Here is a 16858-nt window from a genome sequence, read left to right as displayed (position 1 = left end):
GGTTTCAGCCCAGGTGTATCCAGCGGCCGGGTGACGGAATGCCGTCGGTGTCCACGACGACCACCTGGTACCAGCCCGGAGGTGCGAGGCCCGGATCGGCCGGCAGTGTCACGGTGAGTGTGCCGGATCCGGTGAACGGCAGGTCGATCAGGCGTTGGCTGTTGTCGCAGGAATGCGTGCACGCGGTGGGGTGCAGGAGGTTGACGTCCCGCACGGTGGCGGTGGTGGTCGCGGTGAGCGTGCCGCCGTAGCCGGCGGTTTCGGTGTCGAGTCGTAGATCCGGCCGAGGTCCCCGGAACAGGTAGGGCGGCCAGAACACCTCGATCCGGGTCTCCTCGGTCTTGCGGGCCGGATTGGAGCCCGCGGTGATCACCTTGCCGTCCGGCGTCAGCAGCGCCACCGAATGGTAGAGGCGCGGAACCCGTTGCGGCGCGGTCGGTTTCCAGGTCTCGGTGGCCGGGTCGAGCAGTTCCGCGTGGGGCGGGGCCATGGTGCCCATCTCCTCCATGGTCGCGCCGCCGCACGCCAGCACCGTCCGGTCCGGCAGCACGACCGCGCTGACGTGCATGCGCGCGAATTCCAGCGGCGGACCCGGCCGGTACACCGGGGTGGCGGCGCTCAGGTCGGCGACGTGGGTGTCGGCGGTGGCGGGTGAGGGCTGGTGCGGATCGTATCCGCCGCCGCCGATCAGCATCACCCGCTGGCCCTGGGCGGGTGGCAGCAGCACGCTGGTGGACTGGTTGCGCGAATCGGGATCGGCCAGGCCGTCCACCACCGTCACCGCGCCGGTGGCGGTGTCCCAGATCGAGGGGTGCATCCCGTTGTTGCCGCCGTACTGGCCGCCGGTGTAGAACAACCGGCCGCCGGTGAGCAGCACCAGATGGGCGAACATCGGGATCGGGCCGGGTACCGGCAGCTGCGACCAGGTCGCGGTGGCGGGATCGAACAGTTCCGGTGTCTCCGCGAGGAATCCGTCCGTGCCGAGTCCCGAGGTGGCCACCACCTTCCCGCTCGGTAGCGCCGCCAGGCTCGGGTACCAGCGTCCGAAGGTCATGTCCGGCACCGCGTTCCAGGCCAGGGTCGCGGGATCGAACAGCAGCGCGTCGCGCAGCCCGAAGAAGGGGTCGTACTGTTCGGTGCCGCCCGCGGCGAGCACCCGCCCGTCCGGCAGGAAAGCCGATGCGGAGCAGAAGATGTCGACGCCCAGCGGTGGCGCGGCGAGTCCGGGACGCGGGTAATGCCATACGCGCGTGGCGAAGTCGTGGGTCGGCTCCCGATCCGGATCGTTGCCGGAGCCCGCGTAGAACAGCACGTCGCCGGTGTGCAGCAGGGCGGCGTGCACCGGATTGATCTCGGTGCCGAAGTCGAGGATTCGCCACGCGCCGAGCGTGGCGCCCTGTGCCACATCGAGATCCGGGTCGAGCACCCGCAGGTAGCCCTCGTTGCCGCCCGCCGGATTGTCGATGGTGAGGACCACCAGGCTCGGCAGCGCCGCACCGGTGGGCAGCACCGCGACGGCGGCGCCCTGATTCTGCGCGAACCCCCAGTCCGGCACGTGCGACCAGCGGCTCCAGCCGTCGACGCAGTGCCCGGTACCGTCCAGACCCCAGCCGACCGTGTACAGCCCGGCGTTGCCGTCGGCGGGATGGTCCACGGTGAAGACGATCAGTTCGGGGCGGCCGTCGCCGTCGAGGTCGGCCACGGTCACTCCCGCGCCCTGGTTCTCCCAGCCCCACCAGTCCGGAACCGCCAGCCACGGCGTCCATTCCGTCACCGCGCCGTCGGCGGTGAGTCCCTTGCCGAGCCGGAACTGCCCGGAGTTCTGGCCGGCCGGATTGTCGACGGTCAGCACGACCAGTACGTGCTCACCGTCGATCTCGGTGAGGCAGATGTCGGCGCCCTGGTTCTCCCAGCCGTACCAGTCGGGAATGTCCAGCCAGGGCGTCCAGCCGCCGGTCACCGTCCCGTCCGCGGCGAGATCCCGTGCGATCCGGTACTTTCCGTGATTGCCCTGGGCCGGATGGTCGACGGTGAACACCACCATGTCGAGCCGGCCGGAACCCGACAGGTCGGCCAGCGCGATACCCGCGCCCTGATTCTCCCAGCCCCACCAGTCCGGTACGGAAAGCCAAGGACCCCAGGACGATACGGTGCCGTCGGCGGCGAGCCGGGTGCCGATCCGGTAGTTGCCGGTGTTCTGGCCCGCCGGATCGTCGACCATCAGCACCACGACGTCGGGTTCGCCGTCGCCGTCGAGATCGGCCACGGCGACGCCGCAGTCCTGGTTCTCCCAGGAGAACCAGTCCGGAATGGGTACGAATTGCCCTGCCACCCGATCATGGTGACTGTTCCCGGCAGGATGTGCCGACCGGAAGGGGTGATTCGTCCGGTGTCCGCTACCGCGCCGCGGTCACATCCCGGTGTAGTCGGCGTACAGCGCGAGCATCCCGGCCACCGTGGTCGACCACGGGAAGCGCTCGGCGGCCAGCCGGGCCGCGTTGCGCCGATCGGTGGCCGGTACGGTGAGCAGGTTGCGGACGCCGTCGGCGAGACCGGCCGGGGTGCCGTCGCATTCGATCCCGGATCCGGCCGGGCCCAGCAACTCTCGCGCGGCGCCGTCGTGCGGCACCACCACCGGCGTACCGCAGGCCAGGGCCTCCAGCACCGCGAGTCCGAAGGTCTCCGCAGGGGAGGGGCAGATCGCGATATCGGCCGCGGCCACCCACGCGGCCACCGCGTCCCGGTCGGTGACGTGCCCGAGGAACCGCACCGGCAGGTCCGCGGCCCGGCGGTGCAGGCGCTCGCGGTGCGGGCCGTCCCCGATCATGGTCAGTTCGGCGCGAACCCCGCTGTTGCGCAACAACTCCAGGGCCTCGATCGCGCGCTCCGGCCGCTTCTCCCGGGACAACCGGCTCACGGTGACCAGCCGAACCTCCGGCCCGGAGGGCAGGGTGCGGGGGGCGATCTCGTCACCGATGCGGATCGGGCCGCCGTGCCGGGTCTGCAACAGCGGCCGGATCCCGTTGTGCCGCACCCGATCGCCGCGCGCGGCGGCCGAGGCGGTGCGCCGGAACGCCGCATTGCGCCGCACCACCGCGTATTCCGGCCGGGCCAGCGACAGCCCGGCGCGCGGCCGGACCGGAAGCGGCCGGGTGGGCCGCTTCTCGGCCTCGCCGGGCGGGCGGATCGCCACCACGTCCGGATCCAGCCGCGCGACCGCCTGCGGATGGAAGGTGTCCAGGTCCACGCCCAGCGGTACCCGGTGCACGTTGCCCGCGCCGATCCGGGTGAATTCGGTGCGCGCGAAACCCGAAGTGACGACGATCTTCTCGGCCCGCGCGGCCAGGCGGCGGTTGGCCACGTCGGCGGCCGCCGACAGCGGGAATCCGCGCGGTACCCGGGCGCGCAGGATGGCGTCGATGCGCTCGTGCGAGAACAGCACCAGCGGCACCCCCGCGCGGCGGGCCCACGGCGCGAGCCAGCGCACGCTGAGCTTGTCGCTGCACTCGATCACGTCCGGCGCCAGCTCCTCCAGCAACGGGCGGGTGCGGCGGGCGGTCAGCATGTGGTAGCCGGTGCCGCCGAATCGCGGCCCGCGCACGGTGATCCGGCGTCCGGCCGGGGTGATCTCGTCGGTGTCGGTCAGGCCGGGCACCACGAGCACCCGTTCGTGCCCGGCCGCCAGATAGCCGCGGCCGATCTCGTCCACACAGGTACGCAGCCCCCCGGAGGCCGGCGTGTAGAAATTGGCCAGCTGCACGATACGCATCATTCGATCACTCCGGCGTAGGTCGTGGCCTGCGCGCCCGCCGTCAGCGCGGACTCGATGGCCCGCAGCGCCGCCGTGCGCAGTCCGGGCCGGTGCAGATCGTCGGGATGCAGGGCGATGCGGACGAATCCGCCCCGCCGGGCCGAGTGGCGGGCCAGCCGCTGCATCAGTCCGGCCGCCATGCGTTCCCCGGTGCCGCCGGGCCGCTGCGACAGCGCGAAGCCGCGCCGGCGCTGTCCGGTGCGCAGATCGAGCAGGCCGAAATGGTCTGTGGTGTGCGAGAATCCGGCGCTGGTCAGGGACCGGAGCGCGGCCGGCGAGGCCAGCCAGCCCGGCGGGGTGAATCCGGTTGTCGCCAGGCCCATCTCGTCCATCACCGCGGTCGCCCGGCGTAACCGGTCGTCGGCGCCGGCGGTCTCCAGCGCGGCGAACTCCGCGGCGCCGCGCGCCACCGCCCGCGCCACCGCACGGCGCAGCGCCGGGCCCTCGCCGGATGCGCGATGTTCCCAGCCGTGCAACATGATCTCGTCGCCGTGTGCGCGCCGCTCCCGCAGGAACATCCCGTACTCCGGCGCCTCGGACAGGCGGGCACCCCGCCACGGCCCCGGAATCACCAACAGCGACACCGGAATACCGAACGAATCGGCATCGGCGCACCACCGCGCGGTCTCGGCGTCGGTTGCCGGAGCCACGTCATGGATACTCACCACCAACTGTGCGGACACGCGCGCACGCTAGCAGCGGCTGGTTGCCGCCAGCTGAACAGCAGGGTGGAGTTGCCGTACTTTTGACGTCGGCTCCCCGGCCCGCGAGGGCCCCGCTGACCCGGTGCTTTGCGGTTTCCGGACCGGTCGGTCAACGGTGGTCGGCCGTGGGGGCGGGCAGGCTGCGCAGCGAGCTCACCGTGGTGGCCAGTGCCCGTGCCGCTTCGGCGCCCTTGGTGACGAAGTGGTCGGTGAAATAATTCACGTGCTCGCTGTGCTCGTGGAAGTGGTGCGGGGTGAGCACCACCGAGAAGACCGGCACATCGGTGTCGAGCTGCACGCGCATCAGGCCGTCGATCACCGCGCTCGCGACGAACTCGTGGCGGTAGATGCCGCCGTCGACCACCAGCGCCGCGGCCACGATCGCCGAATATCCGCCGCTGCGGGCCAGTCGCTGGGCGTGCAGCGGGATCTCGAAGGCGCCCGGCACGTCGAACACGTCGACCGTCTCCGGCTGGTAGCCGAGATCCCGGTATTCGGTCAGGAAGCCCTCATACGCCTGATTGACGATCGCACGATGCCAACTCGCGCGGACGAACGCGATACGGCCGGTGTCGGTACCCATGGCGGGATCCTACTGCGGGGGCAGATGCGCCTCCAGCCAGCCGACCATGTCCCCGAGCACCGTATCCTGCTCCGGTTCGTTGAAGACCTCGTGGAACAGGCCCGGGTAGCGGATCACCGTGAGATCGGTCGCGGCCGCGTGCCGCTCGACCAGGTCGGCGCCCGCGGGCGGGGCCAGCCGGTCGGCGCTGCCCTGCAATACCAGCGTGGGCAGGGTCAGCCGATCCAGATGTTCCTGGACGAAGGCGGCGCCGCGCAGGATCTCGGCGGCCGTGCGGGCCGGCAACGCGCCGTGATGGACCAGCGGATCGCCGGTGTAGGCGGCGACCACCTCGGAGTCGCGGCTGATCGCCGAGGTGTCCAATTTCACCACCCCCAGGCCGGGAGCGCGGCGGCTCAGCACCGGCGCCAGCCGGGTCAGCACCGGCCAGGCCAGCCGTTCCACCGGATTGGCGTGCTGGATCAGCGGCGGCGCCGAGATCACCAGGCCGGTGAGGTCCACCGGGCCGCGGGTGACGAGATACAGCGCGATCAGGCTGCCCATGCTGTGGCCGATGACGAACCGCGGCAATCCGGCATGCCGCTGCGTGGCGATGTCGAGCATCGTGGCCTCGTTGTCGGCGGCCTCGTCCAGCGATCCGATGTTCGCGCCGTGACCGGCGGACTGTCCGTGGCCGATGTGGTCGTCGGCGTAGGTGGCGAACCCGTGCTCGGCCAGCCGCTGCCCGACGTGCTCGTAGCGGCCGGAGTGCTCGCCGACGCCGTGCACGAGGATCGCGACCGCGCGGACCTCGCCGTCGGGTAGCCAGGCCCGCCAGAAGATCCGGCCGCCCTTCCCGTCGAACCTGCTGGTTTCGGTCCGCGGCATGAGGCCCGCCCGCCTTTCTTCCGATCGTCCGGCTGTACCGCCGCGCGCGTGGCGGCTCGGCCACGGGCCCGCGGGGCTACCCATGGTCGCACGAGATGTCCGGCTCCGCCCCGGTTTCTCCTCGTGGCGGGCCGGGATCTCACCGCTCGCTCAGGCGGGTGAGCAGGCGGTGGTCGAACTCGATCAGGCGGCCGTAGTCGATGCGGGACAGGCGTTCGTCGGCGCCGTGGATCCGGCCGAGATCGACCTCGTCGAGGACGATCGGGGCGAAATTGCAGCGGGTGCCGGCCAGGCCGTCGTAGTGCCGGGAATCGGTGGCGCCGGGCACGATTCCGGTGGTCGGCACGATCCCGGGGACCACCGCACAGGCCACCTCGGCGACCAGATCGTAGGCCGGGCCCGGCGCGCCGATCCGCGACGGCTCGGCCACCGGCCCGTCGAGTTCCACGCTCACCTCGGGGTCGCGGACCACCCGGCGGCAGTGCTCGAGCACCGCGGCCACCGAATCGCCGGGCAGGATACGGAAATTCACCAGCGCCTCGGCCCGCTGCGGCAGCACGTTGGCCTTCACGCCGCCGTGGATCACCGTCGCCGCGGCGGTGGTGCGGACCATCGCCTCGGTCTGCGGCCGGGTCGCCAGGATGCGGGTCACGATCGGGGAGACCACGGGTAGCAGCCGCAGCGCGCTGCGGCGCGGTTCGGCCATCGCCGGGCGGGCCCGGCGCAGCATCTCGGCGACCGCCGGGGTCATCCGCAGCGGCATCGGATGGTCCTGGATCCGCGCCACCGCGCGGGCGATCCGGCCCACCGCGGTCTCCCGGCCCGGCATCGAGGAATGTCCGCCCGGTTCGACCACCGTCAATTTCACCGTGGCCCAGCCCTTTTCGCCGATCATGATGTTGCCGACCGGCCGCTCGACGCCGGCGGCGAGGCCGGTGGTGATCACGCCGCCCTCGTCCAGCAGCAGATCGGCGTGCACGCCGAGTTCGCGCAGCCGGGCGGCCATCCGGACGGCGCCCTCGGCGCCGCTGAGCTCCTCGTCGTGGCCGAAGGCGAGGTAGATCGTGCGGCGGGGGCGCCGGCCCGCGGCGAGCAGCGCCTCCACGGCCTCGAGGAGGGCCAGCACCCGGCTCTTGTCGTCGATGGCGCCACGGCCCCAGACGAATTCGTCGTCGACGACCCCGGCGAACGGCGGATGGGTCCACAGCCGCTCGTCGTCGGCGGGCACCACGTCCAGATGGGCCAGCAGGATCGCCACGGGCGGTCCGGATTCGACGCCGTCCCAGCGGTACAGGCGGCTGTGCCCGAACCGTTCGAGGGTCAGCTCGGCGTGCACGAGCGGATAGTCCCGCTCGAGTTGCGCACCGAGGCGGTGGAATTCGGCGTCGTCGCGGTCGCCGGTGTCACGGGAGACGGTGATGCAGCGCAGCGCGGCCGCGAGCCGCTCGGCGGTGCGGTCGTCGACGCCGGTGACGGGGGAGATGCCGCTGGTCATCGGTCGCCGGTACGGTTGGGGAACGAAACGGTCACTGTGTCATTGTTCAACACGTCCGGCCGGATCGCCGTGATCTTCTCCGCCCGCCATTTGACGATGCCGTCGGTGACGGCGCCGGTGAGGCCGGGACGGCGGATCTCGGTGAGCAGCGGCAGGTCGACGCTGGCTGCGGTGACCGAGACCCGGGCGAACGCCGGGGCGTGCGACCAGACGTCGTCCACGACATCGGTGATCCGGGCCGCGATCCGGTGCCCGGCCGGGATCGGCCAGTCCTGCGCGAGCAGGCGTATCTGCCCGGCGCCGACCGGGGCGATCCCGCGGGTGATCACGGTGGCGAGCCCGTCGGGGGCCACGTCGTACAGTTCGACCGCGACGGTGGCGTCCGGCGGTCCGGCCGCGGTCACGGTGGCGACCGGCGCGCCGGACAGGTGCTGATCCTCGGCCGACGGCTGTGACACCGACCAGATCTCGCGGTCGGGGCCGGGCGGGAAGCCGCGATCGGTGTAGTCGCCGGTGCGCAGCGGCATCGTGACCGTTCGCGAATCCGCCGGTGGCCAGGCGTCTTCCGCGCGCCAGCGGCCGTCGAACTGGCCGACGGTGATCCGCGGCCCGGGTACCTCGACGTCCCGGCCGGCCACGTGCCGGTCGAAGAAGGCGAGCAGTTCGGTATCGAATTGCGGTGTGCCACAGTCGACATGACAGGTTCGGTGGCCCCACTGGCCGAACCAGGCGCGGTGCTCGCCGGGCCCGAGTCCGTTCCACAACCGGAAGATCCGGTCCGCGCGGGTGTTGTAGTCGACGAAGCCCTGGCCGAGGAACAGTGGAATCGTGTTGCCGCGCAGCCGATCCACCAGATCGCGGTCGCGCCAGAAGTCGGTGGCGCCGTCGTGGTTCATGATGCCGGCCAGATACGGCGGCGCGCATTCCAGCGGCGCCCGAGCCGCATTCGCGCGGTACTCGGGTGAGTCGCCGGGATGCGGCGGGGTCGCGGAGATCAGCAGATGTTCCAGCCCGGCGAGATCGGCGGGCCGGATCCCGTTCTCGGTCACCGGTTTCCCGGAGAACTTCCACGAGATGCCCTGCATGTACAGATAGGAATAGGGATCGACCACCGGTTCGAAGGCGGCGACCGCGGCGAGGCCGTCCGGGTGGGTGGCCAGGCCCATCAGCCCGGTCCAGCCCTCGTAGGAGGTGCCGAGCAGACCGACGCGACCGGTCGACCAGGGTTGTGCGGCAGCCCATTCCACCGCGGTGTGCACGTCCGATCGCTCGCCGGGGCCGCCGAAGTCGGGACATCCGGTGGAGCCGCCGAAGCCGCGCAGATCGGCGATCACGTAGGTGTATCCGGCGGCCAGGAACATGTCCACCGGCAGGTCGGTGGTGGACGGCCCGCCGCCGGGGCGGGGTTCGGTCAGATAGGCGAGGTGGGCTCGGTACGGACTCACGGTCAGCACCACCGGAGTTCGGGCGTCGTCGGGTAATCCGCTCGGGCGCAACACGTCCGCGTGCAGCCGGAGGCCGTCCGGGGTGGTGAGGAACTCCTCGTGCCATCGGTAGGGGAGCGGCGGATCGGCCACTGCCGGAAGGGGAGTCGCCAGCAGCACCAGCAGCATGCCGAGCACGACCGGCAGCCGGCGGCGCAGCGCGTGCGTCAGGAGGATACGGGCCACCTTTGTATTGTCGGTTGTGCCGGGCGCTCGGTCCAGACCGGGAAACCTGGGGCCGGTGCGGGATTGCCCGATGTCGTGCCGAAACACCTTGTGACCAGTATGTTTACGGGAAGCGAACTGGTCGCAGTTGAATTTTCGTGAACTCTTCATGAATTCTTGACGACATTGTGGGTAATAACGTGCGAGAATGGACATTCCGCCCACCCAGGGGGGTTGACGTTCGTCTACGAGGAGTTGCCGTCATGTTCGCTGTTCATGCCCCGTCGCGGGTCCGTCTGCTGGCCGCCGTGCGTGATCGTGCCCGCCGCATGTATTCCCGGCATGTGCTGACTCCGCAGGAGCGGGTCAATCTGGCGGCCGGCCGCCGCCCCGCCTCGGTGTTCAGCGCCTCGCTGGGACACCACCCGCACCTCTGACCGTCGGATTCGAACCCGCTCACGTTGTACGGCAGCCGGTTTCACATCGTCGCAGGTGTGAGGCGGCTGTGAATCCCGGCCGATCGGTTTCCCTTGATGGAAAAGAGGGGTACCCGGCACTCGCCGAGTGGCGTTGACTGCGCTGGAGCTGTTGTATTGCGCAGTGAGTGTTGCATACCGGTGTGCCGCCCGAGGGGTCGATCGGGCGAGATCGTTTTCGTGAGCGTGGAGGTTGATGCATGGTGGACGTGGGTTCGAGGCAGGATCGGCGCGTGACGGCCACCCGGACCCGCCCCTTACGCCGTCGCACCCCGTCCGTCACCACCCTCCCGCATCTGCTCGCCTCGGCCGTCGAGCGCAATCCCGACGGTATCGCCGTGGCCGACGCGCAACGGTCGATGACCTATGCCGAACTGGACGGCTGGTCCTCCCGGGTGGCGCGGCTGCTGATCGCCCGCGGCCTCGGGCCCGAGGACGTCGTCGCCCTGGGCATCCCGCGCTCGGTGTGGTCGGTGGCCGCGGTGTGGGCCGTCGCGAAGTCGGGCGCCGCCTTCGTGCCGATCGATCCCCGCTATCCGGCCGCGCGGGTGAGCCGGATGGCCGAGGACTCCGGCGCCGTACTCGGCCTCACGATCGCCGCCGCGCGGGCGGCACTGCCCGCCGGCCCGCCCTGGCTGGTGCTCGACGACCCCGAATTCGAGGCGGCCTGCCGCCGCTTTCCCGACGATCTGGTCGTCAACACCGATCGGGTGCGGCCGCTGCGCGGCGACGACGCGGCATACCTGATCTACACCTCCGGCTCCACCGGCCTGCCGAAGGGTGTCGTGGTGAGCCACACCGGCCTGTCGGGGGTGTGCGTCGAACAGCGGGAGCGCTACGGCGTGACCGAGTATTCGCGGACGCTGCACTTCGCCTCGCCCAGTTTCGACGCCTCGATGCTGGAACTGCTGCTGGCCTGCGGCGCGGGCGCGACCATGGTCATCGCGCCGACCGACGTGTACGGCGGTGCAGAACTGGCCGGACTGCTGCGCGCCGAGCGGGTCACGCACGCATTCCTCACGCCCGCCGCGGTCGCCTCGATGGATCCGGCCGGGCTCGGCGACCTGGAGAGCCTCGCGATCGGCGGCGAGGCCTGGGCACCGGATCTGGTCACCCGCTGGGCGACCCGCGGCCGCCGGTTCGTCAATGTATACGGGCCCACCGAGGCCACCGTGATCATGTCGATCGGCGAACCGCTGGCGCCCGGCGACCCGATCACCCTCGGCACGGCCATCCGCAACATGAGCACGCGGATCCTGGACGACCGGTTGCGCCGGGCCGTCCCGGGTGACGTCGGCGAGATGTACCTGGCCGGTGCGGGCGTGGCCCGCGGCTACCACCGCCGCCCCGGGCTCACCGCGGCCCGCTTCGTGGCCGATCCGTTCGGACCGCCCGGCAGCCGCGCCTACCGCACCGGCGACCTGGGCCGGGAGACGCGCGCGGGCGTACAGTACGTGGGCCGCAACGACTTCCAGGTCAAGGTGCGTGGCTTCCGCATCGAACTCGGCGAGATCGACGCGGTCCTGGCGGCGCATCCGGACGTCGACTTCGCCGCCACCGTCGCGCACACCGGGCCCACCGGCGCGACCGTTCTGGTGGCGCATGTGCTGCCGGCCGCGGGTGTGTCCGTCGACGCCGCCGGTCTGCTGGCGCACGCCGGTCAGGCGCTGCCCGCGTACATGGTGCCCGCCTCGATCACGGTGCTGGACCACATTCCGCTCACCCCCGTCGGCAAACTCGACCGGGCCGCGCTGCCCGCGCCGGACCTGGCGATGGCCGCCTATCGCGCGCCGGTCGACCCGGTGCAGCGGGTCGTCGCGGCGATCTTCGCCGACCTGCTGCAGGTCACCCGCGTCGGACTGGACGACGATTTCTTCGCGCTCGGCGGTAACTCGCTGGCGGCGACCCAGGCGGCCGCCCGGATCCGCGCCGAAACCGGCACCGACTTCCCCGCTCGCGTGCTGTTCGAGGCGCCGACGGTCGAGGCGCTGGCGGCGGCGGTCTCGGCGTTGCGGCCCACCGGCCCGGCCCGGCCGCGCCTGGCGCCGCGACCCCGCCGGGAGCCGATCCCGTTGGCGCCCGCCCAGTATCGGATGTGGTTGCTGAACCAGTTCGACCCGGCCTCGGCGCTCTACAACGTGCCGGTCGCGATCCGCCTCACCGGCCCACTGGACGTACCCGCCCTCGGCGCGGCCGTCGCCGACGTGCTGGCGCGGCACGAGGCCCTGCGCACCGTCTATCCGCGCGCGGAATCCGATGCGGTGCAACAGATCCTGCCGCCGCCGGGCCCGGACCTGATCCCGGTTCCGGTAGCGGGTGAACACGATCTGCTCGCCAGGATCGCGGCCGACGCGACCACGGGATTCGACGTGACCGTGGACGTTCCGTTGCGGATCACGCTGTATGCGTTGCCGGGCAACGATTCCGGGGCAGGTCGGGCCGACGCTTCGGGGACTTCGACGGTCGCCGGGGTTGTGCCCGGCTCCGCGTGGGCCTCGGCGGGCCGTAGCGGGATCATGCCCGGCTCGGGGCGGGTATCGACCGACCCTGACATGGGCGGTCGGTCGGCCGACGTGTTGCCGGGTACCGATGCCGGTGATCCACGGGCGTCGCAGCTTCCGCCGGTCGGTGGTGGCGACCTGCCCCTGATCGGCGGTCGCCCGGTCTCCGGGATGGTGCCCGGCTTCGGGTGGGTGTCGGTCGGCCGTGAGGTGGGTGGTCGGTCGGCTGATGTGTTGTCGGGTACCGATGCCGGTGATCCACGGGCGTCGCAGCTTCCGCCGGTCGGTGGTGGCGACTCAACCCTGTCCGGTGGTGACCTGTCCTTGGCCGGTGGTCGCTCGGTTGCGGGCTCGACGTCGGATCGGGTGGTCGCGCGTACCGGGGCCCTCGAGGCGGGGCGAGAGCGGACGTACGTGTTGTCGCTGGTGGCGCATCACATCGCGGTGGACGGTTGGTCGCTGGGGCCGTTGACCCGGGATTTGATGACGGCGTATGCGGCGCGCAGTGCGGGGGAGACGCCGCGGTGGGCGCCGTTGCCGGTGCAGTACGCCGATTACAGCGTGTGGCACCGCGAACTGCTCGGGGCGGCGAGCGACCCGGATTCGCGGGCCGCGCAACAGATTGCGTTCTGGGCCGCGGAACTGGCCGATGCCCCGCAGCGGATCGAACTACCCGCCGACCGGCCCCGCCCGCCGACGGCTTCCGGTGCGGGACGGACGTTTTCGTGCATGCTGCCGCCGGAGGTGGTGGCGCGGGTGTCGAGTCTGGCCGCGGCCGACAATGCCACCGAGTTCATGGTGGTGCACGCCGCGCTGGCGGCGCTGCTCGCCCGGGTGACCGGGACCGGCGATGTGGTGATCGGTACCCCGATCGCCGGTCGGGACGAGCCCGAAACCGCCGATCTGATCGGCATGTTCGTGAACACGGTGGCCCTGCGTGCCCGCGTCGAGGCCGGGATGTCGTTCACCGAGCTGGTCGCCCGGACCCGCGACCGCGACCTGGCCGCCTTCGCGCACGCCGATCTGCCCTTCGAACAGCTGGTGGAGGTGCTGGCGCCGGATCGGTCGCCGGCCCACCATCCGCTGTTCCAGGTGGCGTTGTTCTTCCAGAATCTGGCCGGTGCCGCGCTGGAACTCGGTGATCTGCGGGTGGAACAGGTCGAATTCGACAGTCCCGCCGCCAAATTCGATCTCCAGGTGACCGTGCTGCCGGGACCGGTCGATCGGCCGTGGCCGGTGCGGTTCAGCTATGCCGCCGATCTGTTCGACGAGCCGACGGTGGCGCGGCTCGCGGATCGGTTCGTGCGGTTGCTGACCGCGGCCGCGGCCGCCCCGGAGCGCGCGATCGGTGAGGTCGATCTGCTGACCGAGGCGGAGCGTGCGGCGTTGTCGTCGGCCGCGGACGGTGGAACACATCCGGTGGGGGACGGGTTGCTGCTGGACGGTTATCGCCGTGCCGCGGTGGCGTATCCGGACGCGGTCGCGCTGGTCGCGGCGGAGCGGACGTTGACCTATCGCGAGTTCGACGCGCGGGTGAACCGGCTGGCACGGTATCTGATCGGGCTCGGGATCGGACCGGAATCGGTTGTGGTGCTGGGCATGCCGCGGTCGATCGAGCTGGTGGTGGCGATGTACGCGGTGCTGGCCGCGGGTGGCGCCTACCTGCCGGTGGATCCGGAGCATCCGGCGGGGCGCATCGCCCATGTGCTGGAAACCGCCGACCCGGCATGCGTGCTGACCACTGCCGACAGTCCGTTCCCGGTCGCCGGGCCGCCGGTGCACACGGTCGACGCCCTGGACCTGTCGGCCCTCTCCGCCGCACCGATCGGCCCGGCGGAACTCGAATCCCCGCTGCGCCCGGACCATCCGGCGTATGTGCTGTTCACCTCCGGCTCCACCGGCCGGCCGAAGGGTGTGGCCGTCTCCCACCGCGCGATCCACAACCAGATGGAATGGATGTCCGCGCAGTACGAATTCGGGCCCACCGACGTCTATCTCCAGAAGACCGCGACCACCTTCGACGTCTCGCTGTGGGGCTGGTTCCTGCCGCTGCGCGCGGGCTCCCGCCTGGTGCTGGCCGCGCCGGGCGGCCAGCGCGATCCCGCATACCTCGCGGAACTCGTTGCGGCGCAAGGGGTCACGGTCACCGACTTCGTGCCCTCGGTATTGCAGGTGTTCCTGGCATCGGCCGAACCGCGCCAGTTGACCACGCTCCGTGACGTTTTCGTCATCGGCGAGGCGCTACCCCCGGCCACGGTCGCGAAATTCCATGAGATGACGGCGAAATCACGCCTCGGCGTACCTGCCGACCGGCACATCACTGCCTCTCAGTCCGGCACTCTCAGCGCGCGAGCCGAAACTGATGATGCCGAGTCCGGCGCTCCCGATACCGAATCCGAGCTGCGGGTTCATGGGAGCGATTCGAACGGCGTAGACAGGGTCGAGCCTGTTCGCTCGGACCGGGCCGAGCCGGTCGAGGCGCACGGCACGGCGGCAGATGGCGTCGGGGTCGCCTCCGTTCATTCGGGCCGAGTCGAGCCGGTCGGCGTGCGTGCCGCGGTGCCAGACGGCGTCGAGACCGCGTCCGTTCACCCGGACCGGGCCGAGCCGGTCGGCGTGCGCGCCGCGGCGGCATACGGCGCGGGGACCGGGTCCGCGCGCCCGGTCGAGCCGACCGGCCTGCACAACCTGTACGGGCCCACCGAGGCCGCGGTCTCGATCACCTACCACCGGACCACCGCCGCCGACACGTCGACCGTGCCGATCGGTGTGCCGCAATGGAATTCCCGCACGCATGTCCTGGACGACAGGTTGCATCCGACGCCGGTCGGAGCGGTCGGGGAGCTGTATCTCGCCGGTGATCAGCTGGCCCGCGGCTACATTCGCCGTCCCGAGTTGACCGCCGATCGGTTCGTCGCCGATCCGTACGGGCCGCCCGGCACCAGGATGTACCGCACGGGGGATCTGGTGCGCAGGCGGGCCGACCATGTTCTGGAATACCTCGGCCGCATCGACTTCCAGGCGAAGATCCGCGGTCATCGGATCGAACTCGGCGAGATCGAGGCGGCCCTGCTGGCGGAGCCGTCGATCGCGCAGGCGGTGGCCGTGGTCGCCGCGTCGCCGATCGGTGATCAGCTCGTCGCCTATGTGGTACCCACCGGGGAAATCCGGCCCGACACCGCGGAACTGCGGCGCGGGCTGGGCCGGGTGCTGCCGTCGTACATGGTGCCCGCCGCGATCATGGTGCTGGACGCGTTCCCCGTCAACGACAGCGGCAAGCTGAATCGTGCGGCGCTGCCGCAGCCGGTGTTCGAACAGCGTGAATTCATCGCTCCCGCAACGCCTGTCGAGCGGGCCGTCGCCGAAGCGTATGCCGAGGTGCTCGGTGTGGACCGGGTCGGCGCCGAGGACGACTTCTTCGATCTCGGCGGCACCTCGCTGCTGGTGTTCACCCTGCAACGGGCGCTGGCCGCGCGGCTGCACGCCGAGGTCCCGGTGGCGACGCTGTTCGCCGATCCGACCGTCCGCGGCCTCGCCGCCCGGCTGGACCGGCGCGAGCATCCCAGCGAGCCGGTGCGTCCGGCCGGGATATCGGCCGCCGATGCCGTGCTCGACCCGGCTATCGATCCGGCCGGGGTCGCCCCCGCGCTTCCGGGTCCGCCACTGGATGTCCTGCTCACCGGCGCAACCGGTTTCGTCGGTGTCCATCTGCTGCGAGAGCTGCTCGACCGCACCGAGGCCCGGGTGTGGTGCCCGGTGCGCGCGGATTCGGTGCCGCAGGCCCGCGACCGGGTCCGGGCGGCCCTGTCGCACTACCGAATCCGGTACGACGCCTACCACGACCGGATCGTGCCGGTGCCCGCCGATCTGGCCGCGCCGCGACTGGGCCTGTCCGACACGGACTATGCCCGGCTCACCGAGCGCATCGACCTGATTGTGCACAACGGCGCCCGCGTCAACCACCTGGAGCCGTACCGGCGGCTGCGCGCGGCGAATGTGGCGGGTACCCGCGAACTGCTGCGGTTGGCCACCACCGCGCGGATCAAGCCGTTCCACTTCGTCTCCACCGTCAACGCGGTGATTCCCGCTACTCCCGCACCGGATTTCGTGGGCTGGGAGGATATCGAGCTGCCGGTGGAGGAGGTCTCCGGCAACGGGTACGTGGCGAGCAAATGGGTGGCCGAACGGCTGGTCCGGCAGGCGGGCGAGCGTGGTCTGCCGATCGGAATCCACCGTCCCGGAACGGTATCCGGTGATTCGCGCACCGGTGTGAACAGCGCCGACGACTCGTTCTGGAACATGATCCGCGCCGTCGCCGTGCTGGGCCTGGCCCCCGAGGTCGGTGACGCCGCGATCCCGCTGGTCCCGGTGAACTACGTGGCGAGCGCGGTGGTCGCCTTGGCGCTGGATCCCGCCGTCGGCGTCCACCACCTGGTCAACACCGAACCGGTGCCGGTCCGCGCGGTGTTCGACAGCCTGCGCCGCAACGGTTTACGCGTCGAGACGGCCGACCTCGACGAGATCGCCGCCCGCCTCGCCGCGGAGGCCGCCGCCCGCGAGGCCGACGGCGACGACTCCCTGGTCCGCGCGGCCCTGCTCGGCGGCACCTACGGCGCGACCACGGTGGTGATCGACGACACCGGCACCCGCGCGGCCCTCGCCGACCGCGGCATCCACCGCTCGGCGATCGACGAGACCGTCCTGGACCGGTACGTCGAGGCGTTCATCGCCTCGGGATTCTTCCCGGCCCCGAACCGGGTCTGAATCCGGTT

The 16858-nt window shown here is 71.3% G+C and carries 8 protein-coding genes and 1 pseudogene; 2 read left to right on the top strand and 7 right to left on the bottom strand.

Annotation, left to right across the window (positions count from 1 at the left end; genetic code table 11):
* Positions 1 to 4: 4 nt before the first annotated feature.
* The 7 genes from G361_RS0117440 to G361_RS0117410 all read right to left on the bottom strand — a co-directional run bounded on the left by G361_RS0117440 (position 5) and on the right by G361_RS0117410 (position 9130).
* Positions 5 to 2332 (bottom strand): galactose oxidase-like domain-containing protein, encoded by a 2328-nt coding sequence (locus G361_RS0117440; RefSeq protein WP_019928388.1) that lies wholly within the window; start codon positions 2330 to 2332, stop codon positions 5 to 7.
* 78 nt (positions 2333 to 2410) lie between these two features.
* Entirely contained in the window at positions 2411 to 3772 is a 1362-nt protein-coding gene (locus tag G361_RS43920) for a glycosyltransferase (RefSeq protein ID WP_231386902.1), read from the bottom strand.
* Positions 3769 to 4494: a DUF2334 domain-containing protein gene (locus G361_RS0117430; protein ID WP_019928386.1), complete on the bottom strand. Its 726-nt coding sequence runs from the start codon at positions 4492 to 4494 to the stop codon at positions 3769 to 3771. The genes G361_RS43920 and G361_RS0117430 overlap by 4 nt, the downstream gene beginning before the upstream one ends.
* Positions 4495 to 4624: 130 nt before the next feature.
* Complete coding sequence (locus G361_RS0117425) at positions 4625 to 5098, bottom strand: 6,7-dimethyl-8-ribityllumazine synthase (RefSeq protein WP_019928385.1); 474 nt, start codon at positions 5096 to 5098, stop codon at positions 4625 to 4627.
* A 9-nt stretch (positions 5099 to 5107) separates the two neighbouring features.
* Positions 5108 to 5965, bottom strand: a complete 858-nt coding sequence (locus G361_RS0117420; RefSeq protein ID WP_019928384.1) for an alpha/beta hydrolase — start codon at positions 5963 to 5965, stop codon at positions 5108 to 5110.
* Between the two features lie 139 nt (positions 5966 to 6104).
* Complete coding sequence (locus G361_RS0117415) at positions 6105 to 7460, bottom strand: M20/M25/M40 family metallo-hydrolase (protein WP_019928383.1); 1356 nt, start codon at positions 7458 to 7460, stop codon at positions 6105 to 6107.
* Positions 7457 to 9130 (bottom strand): CocE/NonD family hydrolase, encoded by a 1674-nt coding sequence (locus tag G361_RS0117410; protein ID WP_019928382.1) that lies wholly within the window; start codon positions 9128 to 9130, stop codon positions 7457 to 7459. The genes G361_RS0117415 and G361_RS0117410 overlap by 4 nt, the downstream gene beginning before the upstream one ends.
* Before the next feature lie 242 nt (positions 9131 to 9372).
* Between G361_RS0117410 and G361_RS49470 the strand changes: the two genes are divergently transcribed.
* Both G361_RS49470 and G361_RS50990 read left to right on the top strand, forming a co-directional pair.
* Positions 9373 to 9546: a hypothetical protein gene (locus G361_RS49470; protein WP_019928381.1), complete on the top strand. Its 174-nt coding sequence runs from the start codon at positions 9373 to 9375 to the stop codon at positions 9544 to 9546.
* A gap of 338 nt (positions 9547 to 9884) precedes the next feature.
* A pseudogene (locus tag G361_RS50990) lies at positions 9885 to 16850 on the top strand (amino acid adenylation domain-containing protein); the annotation flags it as partial.
* Positions 16851 to 16858: the final 8 nt, after the last annotated feature.

Origin of the sequence: Nocardia sp. BMG111209, assembly GCF_000381925.1 — a bacterium.
In the GTDB taxonomy this organism is placed as follows: domain Bacteria; phylum Actinomycetota; class Actinomycetes; order Mycobacteriales; family Mycobacteriaceae; genus Nocardia.
This window is presented reverse-complemented; position numbering and strand designations above follow the sequence as displayed.

Excerpts from the sequence above, each read along its gene's own strand:
- G361_RS43920 (WP_231386902.1), bottom strand. The coding sequence starts at position 3,772 with ATGATGCGTATCGTGCAGCTGGCCAATTTCTACACGCCGGCCTCCGGG.
- G361_RS0117425 (WP_019928385.1), bottom strand. The coding sequence starts at position 5,098 with ATGGGTACCGACACCGGCCGTATCGCGTTCGTCCGCGCGAGTTGGCAT.
- G361_RS0117420 (WP_019928384.1), bottom strand. The coding sequence starts at position 5,965 with ATGCCGCGGACCGAAACCAGCAGGTTCGACGGGAAGGGCGGCCGGATC.
- G361_RS0117415 (WP_019928383.1), bottom strand. The coding sequence starts at position 7,460 with ATGACCAGCGGCATCTCCCCCGTCACCGGCGTCGACGACCGCACCGCC.
- G361_RS49470 (WP_019928381.1), top strand. The coding sequence starts at position 9,373 with ATGTTCGCTGTTCATGCCCCGTCGCGGGTCCGTCTGCTGGCCGCCGTG.